Below are 15,514 nucleotides of genomic sequence, written 5' to 3'. Positions count from 1 at the left end.
CAGCGGACTCTCAGGAATGCACTTCCGCACGCGAATTGCGCGGTTCCGAACTGACGCAAGACCAACCCCCTGCACGTTTGGGCCCGGCGGGCTCGCCGGGCTCTCGGCACCCGTCGCGGAGCCCAACATCCCCACGGCGGACGGCCCGCGACCTGTCCGAAAATTGACAGGGCCACGGGCCGTATACCGTACCGCTTGTCAGGTACTCCCGGGAGTTGACTGGTGAGTAGTCTCAACTGCCAGCACACGAACCGGGGTTCGGGAATTCTCCGGCCCAACCCGGGCTTCCACAGCTCACCGCGGCAGTGGCCTCGCGCGAACGTCCCCGGGCCGGGGCCCGGGGACGTTCGCGGCGATTGCGGATCAGTACGCGCGGGCCACCAGGGCGACGTTGCCGTCCTGGTCGTCGGCGGCCGGCACGGTGCCGTCGGCAGCGACCAGGCAGCGGACCGACACACCCTGCTCGGCCAACTTCGCCTCGCCCTCCGGGCCGAGGTCGGCCCAGGAGATCCGGCCCCAGCCGGTGGCGGCGGCCTCGACGGCCTCGTCGATGGTCTTCACGTCGACGGTGCGGGCCTCGCGGCGCTCGCGGGACTCGCGCAGCAGCTGCGCCTGGTCCTCCTCCAGGATGCCGGGGACGACCGCGGCCAGGGAGTCGGCCTGGACCGGCTCCTTGCCGCCGGCGATCCGGCGGACCAGCATCGCGGTGCCGGCCTCCAGGTCGCGCGGGCCGACCTCGATGCGCAGCGGAACGCCCTTGAGCTCCCAGTCGACGGCGCGGCGGCCGAACGGGGTGTCGGTGCGGTCGTCGACGACCACGCGGACGCCGGCGGCCTCCAGCTGGGCGCCGATCTCGCGGACCTTGGCCAGCACCGCGTCCTCGCCCTTGATGGCCAGGACGACGACTTGGACGGCGGCCAGCCGCGGCGGGACCCGCAGGCCGTTGTCGTCGCCGTGGGACATGATCAGGCCGCCGACCATGCGGGTCGAGACGCCCCAGGAGGTCTGCCAGACGAACTCGCGCTCGGCGCCCTGCAGCTGGTACGTGGTGTTGAAGGCCTTGGCGAAGTTCTGGCCCAGCTCGTGGCTGGTGCCCATCTGCAGCGCCTTGCCGTCGCCCATCATGCCTTCGAGCGTGAGGGTGTTGATGGCGCCCGCGAAGCGCTCCCGGGCGGTCTTGCGGCCGAGCACCACGTCGATGCCGAGGACGTTGGTCATGAAGTCGCCGTAGACGTCCGTGTGGATCCGCGAGGCGTACGCGCGGGCGTCCTCGTAGGTGGCGTGGGCGGTGTGGCCCTCCTGCCAGAGGAACTCGGTGGTGCGCAGGAAGACGCGCGGGCGGAGCTCCCAGCGGACCACGTTGGCCCACTGGTTGATCAGCAGCGGCAGGTCGCGGTGACTCTGCACCCACTTGGAGAAGTACTCGTTGATGATCGTCTCGGAGGTGGGCCGGACGACGACCGGCTCCTCCAGCTCCTTGCCGCCGCCGTGGGTGACCACCGCGAGCTCGGGGGCGAAGCCCTCCACGTGCTCGGCTTCCTTGGTCAGGTACGACTGCGGGATGAACATCGGGAAGTACGCGTTCTGGGCGCCGGCCTTCTTGATCCGGGCGTCCATCTCCTGCTGCATCCGCTCCCACAGGCCGTAGCCGTACGGTCGGATGACCATGGTGCCCCGCACCGGACCGTTGTCGGCCAGCTCTGCCTTGTTGATGAGGTCCTGGTACCAGCGGGGGAAGTCTTCCGCCTGGGGGGTGAGAACGGGTGCCTTAGCCATGGGCCGAATGGTACGGGGAGCGGCGACCGGACTGTGAATCCGTTTCCGTCCGCGCGGGGCCGCGGCCCGGGCGGCGGTGCGCCCGCGCACACCCCGGGGCGCACACCTGCGGCGCGCGGACACCTGCTTGCACCCCTCTGGACGACGGCGGCGACCCGCTGTTCGCTGAGAGGGGCCGGGGGGTGCCGGGCTGCGGCAGACGCAGCCGATTCCGAGGACCGACGTGGACCGATTGGGAGGCCGCGATGGCTTCAGCGCAGGTGACCGGCAGCACCGTGGACCGGGTCGGAGCGGCCGGTCCGGCGGAGCGGCGGGGTCGGGCGCGGGACTGGGCGGAGATCCAGGAGCGCATGCTCGTCCCCCTCTACCTGGACGTCTACCGGCGGCTGGAGGTCGGCGCGGCGACCAGCCTGCTCGGGGTGGGCTGCCGGTCCGGCCTGTCGCTGCTGCTAGCCGAGGGGCGCGGCGCGCAGGTCGCGGGGGTGGAGTGGGACGAGGAGCTGCGGGAGCTGGCGGCGGCCCGCGGGCTGCAGGTGGCGCCCGGCGGGAGCATCACCCGTTCGGCGCACCCCGTCCCCCGGGCGGCGCACTCCCTGGTGACGGTTTTCGAGCAGTCGCCGACGCCCGCGCTGGTCGCCTGGTCGGCGCAGCGTACGCTCCCCGGCGGACTGCTGGTGGTCGCGGACCGGGGTCCGGCGGAGCGCTGCGGGAGCACCGCGGTGCTGGAGGTGGCGCACCGGCACGCTCCGGCGGACGTCGGGGACGCACCCGCGCCGGGCGGGCTGGAGTCGCTGCTGTCCGCCGCGGGTCTGCGCCCGTCGGCGTCCGGCCGGGTGGCCTGTCCGTTCGCGTACCCGGGCCTGGACTCGGCGGTCCGCGGTCTGCTGGCGACCGGCCTGTTCGACGGGGCGGAGCAGCGGGCGGGGGCGGCGCTGGTGGCCAAGGAGTTGGAGGAGGCGCTGCACCCGTTCCTGCAACCGGACGGCTCGGTGCGGATGGTGGACGAGTTCCGCTGGGCCGCGGGCGTCCGGCCGGAGGGCGCTAGCTGCGGCTGAGCCCGGCGGCGGCGTAGGCGGCTTCCTCGTCGAGGGTCTCGGCCTCCAGCAGGGCGGCGGCGAGGGAGTCGAGGCGGTCGCGGTGCCGGTGCAGCAGGGCGACGGCCTCCTGCCAGCATTCGGCGACGATCCGGCGGGCCTCCTCGTCGACGGCGTCCAGGGTGGTGGGGGCGGCGGCCAGGCCGTACGGGGACTGGCTGTCGTTGGGGATGGCGGTGACCCGGCCGACCCGGTCGCTCATGCCCCAGCGGCCGGCCATCGAGCGGGCGATGGTGGTGAGTTGTTCGAGGTCGCTCTCGGCGCCGGTGGTGACCACGCCGTACACCACCTGCTCGGCGGCCATGCCGCCGAGCGCGCCGATGATCCGGCCGCGCAGGTAGGGCTCGGTGTAGGAGTAGCGGTCGGTGTCGGGGGTGGAGAGGGTGACGCCGAGGGCGCGGCCGCGCGGCACGATGGTGACCTTGCGGACGGGGTCGGCGCCGGGCTGGAGCATGCCGAGCAGGGCGTGCCCGGACTCGTGGTAGGCGGTGCGTTCGCGTTCCTGCTGGGGCATCACCAGTGGTCGCACGGCGCCGAGTTGGACCTTCTCCAGGGCCTCGGACAGGTTCTCCTGGTCGACCGCGTCCTGCTGGTTCTTGACCGCCAGCAGCGCGGCCTCGTTGACCAGGTTGGCCAGGTCGGCGCCGGTCATGCCGGGGGTGGTGCGGGCGACGGCGTCCAGGTCGGTGCCCTTGGCCAGCGGGACCTCGCGGGCGTGGATCCGCAGGATCTGTTCGCGGCCGGCCCGGTCGGGCGGGCTGACGGTGATCCGCCGGTCGAAGCGGCCCGGCCGGAGCAGGGCGGGGTCGAGGACCTCGGCGCGGTTGGTGGCGGCGATCACGATCACGCCCTCGGAGCCGGTGAACCCGTCCATCTCGGTGAGGATCTGGTTGAGCGTCTGCTCCCGCTCGTCGTGGCCGCCCATGCCGCCACCGCCGCCGCGCTGCCGGCCGATGGTGTCGATCTCGTCGATGAAGACGATCGCGGGGGCGACCTTGCGGGCCTCGGCGAACAGGTCGCGGACCCGGCTGGCGCCGACGCCGACGATCATCTCGATGAACTCGGACGCCGACGCGGAGAAGAACGGGACGTTCGCCTCCCCCGCGACGGCGCGGGCCAGCAGCGTCTTGCCGGTGCCGGGCGGGCCGGACAGCAGGACGCCGCGCGGCATCTTCGCGCCGAGCCGGCGGTAGGCCTGCGGGTTCTTCAGGAAGTCGACGACCTCGCTGAGTTCGGCCTGCACCTCGTCGATGCCCGCCACGTCCTTGAACGTGGTGCGCCTGCCCTGGGTGGTGTCCACCGGCTTGGGCGGGGCCTTCCGGCCGAGCGCCCCGCCGCCCAGCCCGCCGGCCATCCGGCGGGCCAGGAACACCCAGACGCCGATCAGCAGCAGCATCGGGGCGAGCGAGATCAGCAGGTTGGCCAGGAAGCTGCGCTGCTGCACCACCGGGCGGGCGGTCACCTCGACGTTGTGCGACTGGAGGGTCCCCCAGAGGTCGTCGTTGGCGAACGCCGGGCGCTGGGTGGTGAATTCGGTGTAGTCGCCCTTGCCGCCGTCCGGCTTGGGCTGCTTGTTCTTCAGGGTGCCCTCGATGGAGTCGCCCTTGGAGTAGATCTTGGTGACGTTGCCGCTGCCCAGCTGCTTGTTGAACTCGGTGTACGAGATCGTGGTGGACTCGCCGTTGCCGAAGAAGCTCAGCAGCAGGTCCGACAGCAGGAACACCACCAGGGCGGTGAGGATCAGGCCCGTCCAGCCGCCCGGCATCTTCTTCTTCGGCGGTGGAGGGGGCGGCGCCCCCTCGGACCGCCAGGGCTGGTCGGGGGTCTGGCGCGGCGGCACGGGATTGCTCACCTGTCGGACAATACGGACATTCCGTCCGCCGGTCGGTGCGCAACGCCGCGACGGCCTCACCGCACGGGCGTCGGCCACTCCTCCGCCGTCAGCGCGAACCGCTCGTGATCGCGCCACGCGCCCTGCAGGAACAGCATCCGCGGCGTGAACCCCTCGTGCCGGAACCCCAGCCGGCGCGCCATCGCCACCGAACGCTCGTTGTCCGGCTGCACGTTGATCTCCAGCCGGTGCAGCCCCAGCCCGCCCTGCTCGGCCGGCGCGAAGCACCGCTCGACCACCAGCCGCATGCCCTCCGTCATCCGGCCCGTCCCGACGAACGGCACGTACGAGTCGTAGCCCAGCACGCCGTTGCAGAACCGGGCCATCACGATGTTCGCCACGTTGCACTTGCCGACCAGGCCGCCCGTCTCCCGATCCTGGATCAGGAACGTCCGCAGGCCTACCCCCTGACGGCTCAACAGGTCCGGCAGCCCGTCCGGCTCCACCGGGTTCCACCGCCCGATGTGCTCGGCGGACCGCCGCACCGCCTCGGAGTAGGGAACGACGTCATCGGGGCGGGGGGCTCGGATCGTTACGCGCATGCCAGTCATCATCGCGCAAGGGATTGCGGACCGGGACCGCACGAACAGGGGCGCGGGGAGCTGCGCGCGACGAGCGCAGGTCACGTCCGCAAGGTCGCGATCAAATGCAGGTCATCGTCCTGCATCGCGATCTTCCGGTCGGGTGCCTGTCGCCGCGCGCAGCTCCCCGCGCCCCGGTCTGTGCAGCCGGTGTGCTGCTACAGCAGGTCCTTGAACTCCTTGGGCAGCTCGAAGTCCGCCGGCCCCTTGCCCGCCGGGAGGCCGAACGCGTTGCCGTCGCCCTGCCCCGCGCCGAGCGCCTTGCGCTCGGCGGCCGCCGCCTCCTCCTGCGCCCGCTTGAGCGGGTTGCCGCTCTTGCGCTTGCCCTTGGCGACCGGCGCCTTCTTGCCGGAGCGCTTGCCGCCGCCACCCATGCCGGGGATGCCGGGCATGCCGGGGATCCCCTTGCCGGAGGCCATCGCGGACATCATCTTGCGGGCGTCGAAGAACCGCTCGACCAGGCTGGAGACCTCGCCGACCTGGACGCCGGCGCCCTTGGCGATGCGCAGCCGGCGCGAGCCGTTGATCAGCTTGGGGTCGGTCCGCTCGGCGGGGGTCATCGACTTGATGATCGCGCCGACGCGGTTGACGTCCTTGTCGTCGATGTTGTTGATCTGGTCCCGGATCTGGCCCATGCCGGGGAGCATGCCGAGCAGCTTGGAGATCGAGCCCATCTTCTGGACCTGCTCCAGCTGCGACAGGAAGTCGTCGAGCGTGAACTCCTTGCCGCCGCCCTGCAGCTTGGCGGCCATCTTCTCGGCCTCGGCCTGCGAGAAGGTCTGCTCGGCCTTCTCGATCAGCGAGAGGACGTCGCCCATGCCGAGGATGCGCGAGGCCATCCGGTCGGGGTGGAAGGCGTCGAAGTCGTCGACCTTCTCGCCGTTGGAGGCGAACATGATCTGACGGCCGGTCACGTGCGCGACGGAGAGCGCGGCGCCGCCGCGGGCGTCGCCGTCGAGCTTGGAGAGCACCACGCCGGTGAAGTCGACGCCTTCGAGGAAGGCCTGCGCGGTGGTGACCGCGTCCTGGCCGACCATGGCGTCGACGACGAACAGGACCTCGTCCGGGTCGACCGCGGCGCGGATGTCCGCGGCCTGCTGCATCAGTTCGGCGTCGATGCCGAGGCGGCCGGCGGTGTCGACGATCACGACGTCGTACTGCTTCTGCTTCGCGTACTCGATGGAGTCGCGGGCGACCTGCACCGGGTCGCCGACGCCGTTGCCGGGCTGCGGGCCGTAGAAGGCGACGCCGGCGCGCTCGGCCACCACGCCGAGCTGGGTGACGGCGTTGGGGCGCTGGAGGTCGCAGGCGACCAGCAGCGGGGTGTGCTTCTGCTGCTTCAGCCAGTGGCCGAGCTTTCCGGCCAGGGTGGTCTTGCCGGCGCCCTGGAGGCCGGCCAGCATGATCACGGTCGGGCCGGTCTTGGCGTACTTCAGGCGGCGGGTCTCGCCACCGAGGATGCCGATCAGCTCCTCGTTGACGATCTTGATGATCTGCTGGGCCGGGTTCAGCGCACCGGAGACCTCCGAGCCCAGGGCCCGGTCCTTGACCTGCTTGATGAAGGCCCGGACCACGGGGAGCGCGACATCCGCCTCCAGCAGGGCGATCCGGATCTCGCGTGCGGTGGCGTCGATGTCCGCCTCACTGAGGCGGCCCTTGCCCCGGAGGTTCTTGAACGTCGCTGCGAGGCGGTCGGAGAGAGTGTCGAACACGTCGGTCGCGGGTCCCTTGCGGCATCGAGTACGGGTACGGTCGTCGTCCCCAAGGGTAGCCGCCCGTCCGGCGGACGGACCGCGCCCCTGCGGGAACGGCCGTTCAGCGGCCTTCCAGCGCCTCCCGGACGGCCTGCGCCACCCGCTCCGCGCGGTCCGGTTCCAGCGGCCGGCCGTCCTCCGAGGTGAGGTAGAACGCGTCCACCGCCTCCGCGCCCAGGGTGGAGACGTGCGCGGTGCGGACCCGGACGCCGGCGCCGTCCAGCGCCCGGCCGATCCGGTGCAGCAGCCCGGGAGCGTCGTGGGCGCGGACCTCCAGCACGGTCGCGGAGCGGGACGCCGCGCCGGGGGCGACCGCGACCACCGGCGGCGGGGTGCGGATGCCGGGCCGGCGCGGCGCGGCGGCGTCGCGTTCGGCGAGCTTGCGGGCGACGTCGAGCGAGCCGTCCAGGGCGCGGCGCAGGTCGGCGCGCAGCCGGGCCGCCTCGGGGACGTCGCCGTACTCGGCGGCCACCGTCCAGGTGAGCAGCAGGACGGGGCCGGCACCGGCCGGGTCGAGCTCGCGCAGACCGGCCTTGCGGACGGTGAGGCGGTGCACGGCGAGGACGCCGGCCACGGTGCCGAGCAGGCCGGGCCGGTCGGGGACGGCGAGGGTGAGTTCGACGCCGACGGGTTCCGCACCGGTGCCGTCGGCGGGCTCGGCGTGGGCGCGCAGCGCCAGCGCGGGGCCGCCGGTGCGGGCCGCCTCGACGGCGAGCCGTTCCTGGTCGGCGGTCGGCTCGTCGGCGGGCGGCCGGGGTACGCCGGCCAGCCGGGCGGCGGTGCGGGCGACCAGCTGGTCGACCAGCGAGGCCCGCCAACTCGACCAGGCGGCGGGGCCGGTGGCGGTGGCGTCGGCCTCGGTGAGGGCGTGCAGCAGTTCCAGGTGGGTGCGGTTGCCGACGGTCTTGGCGATCAGGTCGGCGGTGGCGGGGTCGTCGGGGTCGCGCCGGGTGGCGGTGTCGACCAGCGTCAGGTGGTGGCGGACCAGCAGGGCGAGGGTGTCGGTGTCGTGCTTGTCGAAGCCCATCCGGACGGCCAGGTCGCGGACGATCACCTCGCCGGCCTCGGAGTGGTCGCCGGGCCAGCCCTTGCCGAGGTCGTGCAGCAGGGCGGCGACCAGCAGCAGGTCGGGGCGGGAGGTGCGGCGGGTCAGCGCGGCGGCCCGGACCGCGGTCTCGATCAGGTGCCGGTCGACGGTCCAGCGGTGCACGGCGTTGCGCTGCGGGCGGCAGCGGACCCGCTCCCAGTCCGGCAGCAGCCGGGTGATCAGCCCTTCGGCGTCCAGCGCCTCCCACACCGGCAGGCAGGCCTCGCCCGCGCCGAGCAGGGTGACCAGCCGGTCGCGGGCCTCGTCGGGCCAGGGCACCGGCAGCGCGGCGGTCTCGGCGGCCAGCCGGCGCACCGTCGCGTACGAGACGGTCAGCCCGGCCTGGGCGGCCGCGGCGGCGGCGCGCAGCGGCAGCACCGGGTCGGTGGCGGGCCGGGCGGCCTGCGCGAGCACCGCCTCGCCGTCCTGTTCGACCACGCCCTCGGCCAGCGGCCGTCGTTCGGCGGGCGGCGCGGCGCGGCGGGCGCCGTGGAACGGCAGGCCGAGCCGTGCCGGCCGCCGCCCGCGCCGGGCGCGCGCGGCGAGCACCCGGTCGACGGCGCGCCAGGTGACGTCGGAGGCGTAGGCGACGGTGCGGGCGGCCCGGTAGACCTGCCGGAGCAGGATGTCGGCGTCGAGCAGGCCGAGCTGTTCGGCGACCTGGTCCTGGTCCTGCAGGGCGAGCCGTTCGGTGGCCCGGCCGGTGGTCAGGTGCAGGGCGTCGCGGACGTCGGCGAGGGTGCGGGCGGCGGCGTCCAGGCCGTCGCGGGGGGCGTCGGCGAGCCAGCTGGCGGCGATCGCGTCGAGCGCGACCAGGTCGCGCAGGCCGCCGCGGGCCTCCTTGAGGTCGGGTTCCAGCAGGAAGGACAGTTCGCCGTGGCGTTCGGCCCGGGCCCGGCCGAGGGCGTGCAGTTCGGGCAGCCGGGCGGGGGCGGCGGAGCGCCAGTCGGCGAGTGCCTGCGAGCGCAGCTCGGCGGTCAGCCCGGGGTCGCCGGCCAGGTGGCGGGCGTCGAGCAGGCCGAGTCCGGCCTTGAGGTCCTCGGCGGCGACCTTCCGGGCCTCGGCGGGGGTGCGGACGGCGTGGTCGAGGGCGATGCCGCTGTCCCAGACGGGGTACCAGATCCGTTCGGCGAGTTCGGGGGCGAGCGGGCCGTCGTGCAGCAGCAGCACGTCCAGGTCGCTGCGCGGGGAGAGTTCGCCGCGGCCGTAGCCGCCGACGGCGACCAGGGCGGTGCCGGCGGGTGCGCCGGCCGTCCGGTAGAGGCCGGTCAGCCAGTCGTCGGTGAGCCGGGCGAGGGCGGTGCGCCGTTCGCGGCCGGTGCGGGCGGGGTCGGCCAGCAGGCGGGCCCGTTCGGCGAGGTGGCCTTCGTCGGTGGTCATGTCTGCTCCCGGGGCGTGCGGTGCCGGTACGCCGGAGGCGGACCTGCCGCGCGGGCAGGTCCGCCGGGGGTCGGGCGGGGGGTCAGAGGGGGCTCGGAAGGTGGGGGTCGGCGGGCCCGGCGGGTGGGGCCGCCGGGCCCGGGTCAGAGCGCGTCGGGGCCGCGTTCGCCGGTGCGGACGCGCACCGCGGTCTCCACCGGGACGGACCAGACCTTGCCGTCGCCGATCTTCCCGGTGCGGGCGGCCTTGACCACCACCTCGATCAGCTGCTCGGCGTCCTCGTCCTCGACGAGTATCTCGACCCGCAGCTTGGGCACCAGGTCGACGGTGTACTCGGCGCCCCGGTAGACCTCGGTGTGGCCGCGCTGCCGGCCGTACCCGCTGGCCTCGGTGACGGTCAGTCCGTGCACCCCGAACGCCTGCAGGGCGTCCTTGACCTCGTCCAGGCGGTGCGGCTTGATGACGGCGGTGATGAGCTTCATCGGGCGTCGACCTCGGTCTTCTCGGCGGTGGCGGCGGCAACGGCGGCCGGGGCGGGGGCGGTGCGGGCCAGGCCGGCCCCGAGGGCGCTGAAGTCGTAGGCGGACTCGGCGTGTTCGGCCTGGTCGATGCCGGACACCTCGACGTCCTCGGCGACCCGGAACCCGATCGTCTTCTGGATCGCCGTGCCCAGCAGCCAGGAGAGCACGAACGAGTACGCCAGCACGGCGGCCACGCCGAGCACCTGTCGGCCGAGCTGTCCGAAGCCGCCGCCGTAGAACAGGCCGGCCGCGCTCTGGCCGACGTGGCCGGTGGCGAACAGGCCGACCAGCAGCGAGCCGATCACGCCGCCGACCAGGTGGACGCCCACCACGTCCAGCGAGTCGTCCAGCCCGAGGCGGTACTTCAGGCCGATCGCGGCGGCGCACGCCACGCCGGCGATCAGGCCGACGGCGATCGCGCCGAGCGGCGACACCGAGCCGCAGGCCGGGGTGATCGCGACCAGTCCGGCCACCGCGCCGGAGGCCGCGCCGAGGGTGGTGAACGCGCCGTGCCGCAGCCGCTCGTACGCCAGCCAGCCGAGCATCGCGGCGGCGGTGGCGACCTGGGTGTTGACGAAGGCCATGCCGGCGACGCCGTTGGCGGCCAGCGCCGAGCCCGCGTTGAAGCCGAACCAGCCGAACCAGAGCAGGCCGGAGCCGAGCATCACCAGCGGCAGGCTGTGCGGGCGCATCGGGTCCTTGCGGAAGCCGACCCGTCTGCCGAGCACCAGGGCGAGGGCCAGCCCGGCCGCGCCGGCGTTGATGTGCACGGCGGTGCCGCCGGCGAAGTCGATCACGCCGTTGCGGTCGCCGAGCCAGCCGCCCTGGCCGCCGTCGAAGAAGAACACCCAGTGCGCGACCGGGAAGTAGACGACGGACGCCCAGAGCGCCACGAACAGGCTCCAGGACGCGAACCTGGCCCGGTCGGCGATGGCGCCGCTGATCAGCGCCGGGGTGATGATCGCGAACATCAGCTGGAACGCGGCGAACGCGGTGACCGGGATGGAGCCGGTGAGCGCGTTCAGGTCGATGCCGCGCATGCCGAGGAAGTCGAGGTTGCCGATCAGGCCGGCGCCGGCGTCCGGCCCGAAGGCGAGCGAGTACCCGTAGAGCACCCAGAGCACGCTGACGATCGCCAGCGAGATGAAGCTCATCGCGAGCATGTTGAGGGTGCTCTTGACCCTGACCATGCCTCCGTAGAAGAAGGCCAGGCCCGGGGTCATCACCATGACCAGGGCCGCACTGATGAACACGAAGGCGGTGTCGCCCGCGCTGAAGCCGTCCGGCATCGGCGTCTCCTCCGAGGTGGAAGCCGCTCCATGCCGGGACTCCCGTCCCGTGCCCGTCCCGGCATGTCGGCGATGGGAGGAGAGTGCCGAAGGCGGGTTTCCGCCGATGCGGTCGGGTGTTTCACCGCAGTGACGTGGTCGACGCGCCCGTTACGGGCGCGTGAACCAGCGTGTACCGGGGGGAGCCGGGGCGGGGCGCCGAGGGAGTGCCGGCGAGGCGCCGCCGGGGAGCCGACGGGGCGTCAGACCACCTGGACGAACTCCGGGATGTCCTGCACCACGCGCTCGGCGAGCCGGTCCACCCCGGCGACCCCGCGGAAGTCCCGGGTGGCCGCCTCCGAGGTCTTCCGGACCCGGGTGTTCAGCCGCTCCGAGCGGACCTTGCGGGCGATGTCCACCGCCTCCTCGCAGTAGGTCGCCGCCTCCTCCGGCTCGCGCTGCAGCAGCCGCACCGAGGCCATGCCGACCAGGTTGAACGCGTAGGTGCGGACGTGGTCCGGGTCCTTCCGGAACAGGTCGACCGCCTTGGTGATCATCGGCTCGGCGGAGGCGGCCATCGCGGCGCCCCGGTCCGAGGTGTACGCCAGGTCGCGGAAGGAGTGCCCGTTCTCCGCGGCCAGCTCGGCCGCCGAGAAGAACTTCAGCCAGTTCGGCGTCTCCTCACCGGAGTTGATGTCGGTGAAGGTGTCCTCGGAGAGCCGGACCGCGCGGGCGCAGCGGTTCACCTCGCCGATGGTGGCGTACGCCCGCGCCTCCATCGCGTACAGCAGCGACTGCTGGCGGGCGGAGGCGGTGTCCCGGCTGCCGTACTGCGCGAGGTGGATCAGCTCCAGCGCGTCCTCGCCGCGGTTGAGGTGGATCATCTGCCGGCACATGTCGGTCAGCACGTGCGCGCCGAACGGCCGGTCCCCGGCCTCCTTGGCGGCGTGCAGCGCGAGCACGTAGTACTTCTGCGCGCTGGGGTGCATGCCGACGTCGTAGGACATGAAGCCGGCCAGGTGGGCGAGGCCGGCGGTGAGCCGGAACAGCCGCTTGGTAGTGGCCTCGGGGTAGGTCTCCTGCAGCAGGTCGGTGACCTCGTGGAGCTGGCCCACCACGGCCTTGCGGCGCAGGCCGCCGCCGTTCTGGGCGTCCCACTTCCGGAACATCTCGGTGGTCTGCTCCAGCAGCTGCATCTCCGGCTCGGACAGTCGCCCGGTGAACTGCTCGCCGCCGTTGGCGGCGGCCAGGATCGGGGTGGGCTCGCCGTTCGGGCCGGGGGTCAGCCAGCGCTGCATCGGCTCGATGAGCGCCGCACCGGCGGTCAGCGCCAGCGAAGTGCCCAGGAAGCCGCGGCGGTTGAGCATCAGGTCGCTGCGCGAGTACTCGCTGATCGCCTGCACTGTCTGCTGCGGGCTCCACGGCAGGTCGACGCCGCCGCCGACGGTGGTGACCGGGACGGCGGCGCGCAGGCCGAGGTCCTCGATCGACACCACCGAGCCGAAGCGCTCCGAGAACAGCTCCGACATGATCTTCGGAATGGGCTCGCGCGGCTGCTCGCCGTCGAGCCATCGGCGGACCCGTGAGGTGTCGGTGGAGACGTGGTGCGCGCCGATCTGCCGTGCTCTCCGGTTCACCTGGCGCGCCAGCTCTCCCTTCGACCAGCCACTGCGCGCGAACCAGGAGCCCAGCTTCTCGTTCGGCTGCTTCTCACCCATGGGACCGTCCCCATCCCGCCCCGGCTCGGGGCTCCCGTTCGCCTTGACTCGTCATTTCGCCGACCGCGTGACCGGTCCGCTGCATTCCGTATCCAGAACGTAGTGCTCCTCGGCCATCCGGGGGAGCAACGTTGGAGAAACGCCACCTTTCGCCACCCCCACGGGTGAACTACCGGGCGCAGAGCCGCGCTTCACTGTGTGTCAGCTCGGCATGACCCCGGCACATGCCCGAGAGACCGGCGGAGGCACAGGTGCGGCAACGACGATCCGGCATCCGAAGCGCGGGTGCAAGGTTCCTGCTCGTCCGTGCCACCGGAATCGGTGTGCGCCGGTTCACGCGCGCCTCCGGCGCACCACGCACCACACGCCCGCCGAGCGACGCACCGTCACCGTCCCGTAACCACCGGCTACCGGAACCTGTTGGGGGAGGCATGGACAAGCTGTTCGGCACTCTGCGACTCGCGCCCCTCGGCGCCCGCCGCCGCACCCGGCCCACCGCGCTCCAGGCCGCCACCGAGTACTCGGGGCGCTGGGGCTGGACGCTCGCCGCCGGCAGCCCGCCCCCGGCCCGGCCGCGCCCGGCGCGGACCGCTGCGAGTGCGCCGTCCCGCTCTGCGCCGCGCCCAACCTGCACCACCGGGTCGGCCCGCTCCTCTCCCCCGGCACCGGTGCCGCCGAGCTCGCCGAGCGCTGTCCGGCGGACGCGCCGCTGCTGCTCCCCACCGGCCACCAGTTCGACGTCCTGGACGTCCCGGCCCAGCCGGGCCTGCAGGCCCTGGTCCGGCTGGAGCGGATGGGCACCCAGGTCGGCCCCGTGCTCGCCTCCCCCGCCGGCCGGCTGCTGTTCTTCGTCGCCCCCCGCACCGCCGAGCGCCTGCCCGACCTGCTGTACCGCATGGGCTGGGACGACGCCTCCCTCGACCTGGCCTGCCACGGCCTCGGCTCCTACCTGGCCGCCCCGCCGGTCGCCCTCGGCGCCCTCGGCCCGATGCGGTGGCTGCGCCGCCCCACCGCCGAGAACCGCCCGCCGGAGGCCCGCCTCCTGCTCGGCACCCTCGCGTACGCCTGCCACCGCACCCGGGACCGGGAGGCCTCGCTCGCGGGGTGATCCCCCGCTCCGGAGATGCGGCAAGGTCCGCCCCGGGAGAGCGCTGCCCTCCTGGAACGGACCTTGCCGGCGGGCCCTCCGGGATCAGCCCAGGAGCGCGTCCACGAACGCCCCCGGCTCGAACGGCGCGAGGTCGTCCGCGCCTTCGCCGAGCCCGATGAGCTTGACCGGGACGCCGAGTTCGCGCTGCACCGAGATCACGATGCCGCCCTTGGCGGTGCCGTCCAGCTTGGTGAGGACGATGCCGGTGATGTCCACGACCTCGGCGAAGACCCGGGCCTGGACCAGGCCGTTCTGGCCGGTGGTGGCGTCGAGGACGAGCAGCACCTCGTCGACCGGGCCGTGCTTCTCGACGACCCGCTTGACCTTGCCGAGCTCGTCCATCAGGCCGGTCTTGGTGTGCAGCCGGCCGGCGGTGTCCACCAGGACGGTGTCGACGCCGTCGGCGATGCCCTGCTTGACGGCGTCGAAGGCGACGGACGCGGGGTCGCCGCCCTCGGGGCCGCGGACGGTGTGCGCGCCGACGCGCTCGCCCCAGGTCTGGAGCTGGTCGGCGGCGGCGGCGCGGAAGGTGTCGGCGGCGCCGAGGACGACCTTGCGGCCGTCGGCGACCAGGACGCGGGCGAGCTTGCCGGTGGTGGTGGTCTTGCCGACGCCGTTGACGCCGACCACGAGCACCACGGCGGGGCCGCCGTCGGCCTCGACGGAGTGGACGGTGCGGTCCATCTCGGGGCCGATCAGCTTGACCAGCTCCTCGCGGAGCAGGCCGCGCAGCTCGTCGGGGGTGCGGGTGCCGAGCACCTTGACCCGGGTGCGCAGGTTGTCGACGAGCTCCTGGGTGGCGCCGACGCCGACGTCCGCGGTGAGGAGGGTCTCCTCGATCTCCTCCCAGGTGTCCTCGTCGAGGCGGTCGCGGGAGAGCAGGGTGAGCAGGCCCTTGCCGAGCGTGGACTGCGAGCGGGAGAGCCGCGAGCGCAGCCGCACCAGCCGTCCGGCGGTGGGCTCGGGGACCTCGATCGCGGGGGCGGTCTCCGCCTCCTCGACCAGCACCTCCTCGGCGGGCTGCTCGACGGCCGGCTGCTCGGCGGCGGGCGCCGGCGCGGCGGGGGCCTCGGTGGCCGGCGGTGCGGTGGGCTCGGCGGCCCCTCGGCCGGCTTGGCCGGCGCGCTCGCGCCGTCCGCCTTCGGCGGGGCGGTGATCGTCGGGGTCTGGCTCGGCCTGTCCAGCTCTTTGCGTCGTCTGCCGGAAACGACGAGTCCGGTGATCGCGCCGATGGCGACCACCGCGATGACAACGGCAAGGATCACGTATTCCATAACCCGTCCAGTATCACTTA

General features: G+C 73.4%; 10 protein-coding genes and 1 pseudogene. 2 read left to right on the top strand and 9 right to left on the bottom strand.

Going from position 1 to position 15,514, the window contains the following annotated elements:
- Positions 1-363 precede the first annotated feature (363 nt).
- Positions 364-1,776 carry a proline--tRNA ligase gene (gene proS / locus KCH_RS24615; RefSeq protein ID WP_035866545.1) on the bottom strand — a complete coding sequence of 471 codons (1,413 nt, stop codon included), beginning with the start codon at positions 1,774-1,776 and terminating at the stop codon, positions 364-366.
- 245 nt (positions 1,777-2,021) lie between these two features.
- Between proS and KCH_RS46160 the strand changes: the two genes are divergently transcribed.
- A complete protein-coding gene (locus KCH_RS46160; RefSeq protein WP_051653413.1) occupies positions 2,022-2,831 on the top strand; it encodes a class I SAM-dependent methyltransferase in 810 nt (269 codons plus the stop codon).
- Here KCH_RS46160 and ftsH read toward each other — a convergent pair.
- From ftsH to nsdA, 7 genes are all read right to left on the bottom strand, one after another.
- Complete coding sequence (ftsH, locus tag KCH_RS24605; protein ID WP_035866535.1) at positions 2,818-4,722, bottom strand: ATP-dependent zinc metalloprotease FtsH; 1,905 nt, start codon at positions 4,720-4,722, stop codon at positions 2,818-2,820. The genes KCH_RS46160 and ftsH overlap by 14 nt on opposite strands.
- 56 nt (positions 4,723-4,778) lie before the next feature.
- The gene (locus tag KCH_RS24600) at positions 4,779-5,303 is read right to left on the bottom strand and encodes a GNAT family N-acetyltransferase (protein WP_244305415.1); all 525 of its coding nucleotides are present in this window, start codon (positions 5,301-5,303) and stop codon (positions 4,779-4,781) included.
- A gap of 197 nt (positions 5,304-5,500) precedes the next feature.
- Positions 5,501-7,054, bottom strand: coding sequence for a signal recognition particle protein (ffh, locus tag KCH_RS24595; protein WP_035866532.1), 1,554 nt, complete (start codon positions 7,052-7,054; stop codon positions 5,501-5,503).
- A gap of 103 nt (positions 7,055-7,157) precedes the next feature.
- The gene (locus KCH_RS24590) at positions 7,158-9,563 is read right to left on the bottom strand and encodes a [protein-PII] uridylyltransferase (protein ID WP_035866529.1); all 2,406 of its coding nucleotides are present in this window, start codon (positions 9,561-9,563) and stop codon (positions 7,158-7,160) included.
- 143 nt (positions 9,564-9,706) lie between these two features.
- Complete coding sequence (locus KCH_RS24585) at positions 9,707-10,045, bottom strand: P-II family nitrogen regulator (protein WP_035866525.1); 339 nt, start codon at positions 10,043-10,045, stop codon at positions 9,707-9,709.
- Positions 10,042-11,373, bottom strand: a complete 1,332-nt coding sequence (locus tag KCH_RS24580) for an ammonium transporter (protein ID WP_035866523.1) — start codon at positions 11,371-11,373, stop codon at positions 10,042-10,044. Before KCH_RS24580 ends, KCH_RS24585 begins: the two co-directional genes overlap by 4 nt.
- Before the next feature lie 242 nt (positions 11,374-11,615).
- On the bottom strand, positions 11,616-13,070 hold the full coding sequence (nsdA, locus tag KCH_RS24575; protein ID WP_035866520.1) for a transcriptional repressor NsdA: 1,455 nt from the start codon (positions 13,068-13,070) through the stop codon (positions 11,616-11,618).
- A gap of 529 nt (positions 13,071-13,599) precedes the next feature.
- On the opposite strand from nsdA, the gene KCH_RS47315 reads away from it, so the two are divergent.
- Positions 13,600-14,178, top strand: coding sequence for a bifunctional DNA primase/polymerase (locus KCH_RS47315; protein ID WP_208866070.1), 579 nt, complete (start codon positions 13,600-13,602; stop codon positions 14,176-14,178).
- A gap of 84 nt (positions 14,179-14,262) precedes the next feature.
- On the opposite strand, the pseudogene ftsY reads toward KCH_RS47315, so the two are convergent.
- Positions 14,263-15,494: pseudogene (gene ftsY / locus KCH_RS24565) on the bottom strand (signal recognition particle-docking protein FtsY).
- Between the last annotated feature and the right edge of the window lie 20 nt (positions 15,495-15,514).

Source organism: Kitasatospora cheerisanensis KCTC 2395 (assembly GCF_000696185.1).
Lineage (GTDB): Bacteria > Actinomycetota > Actinomycetes > Streptomycetales > Streptomycetaceae > Kitasatospora > Kitasatospora cheerisanensis.
This window is presented reverse-complemented; position numbering and strand designations above follow the sequence as displayed.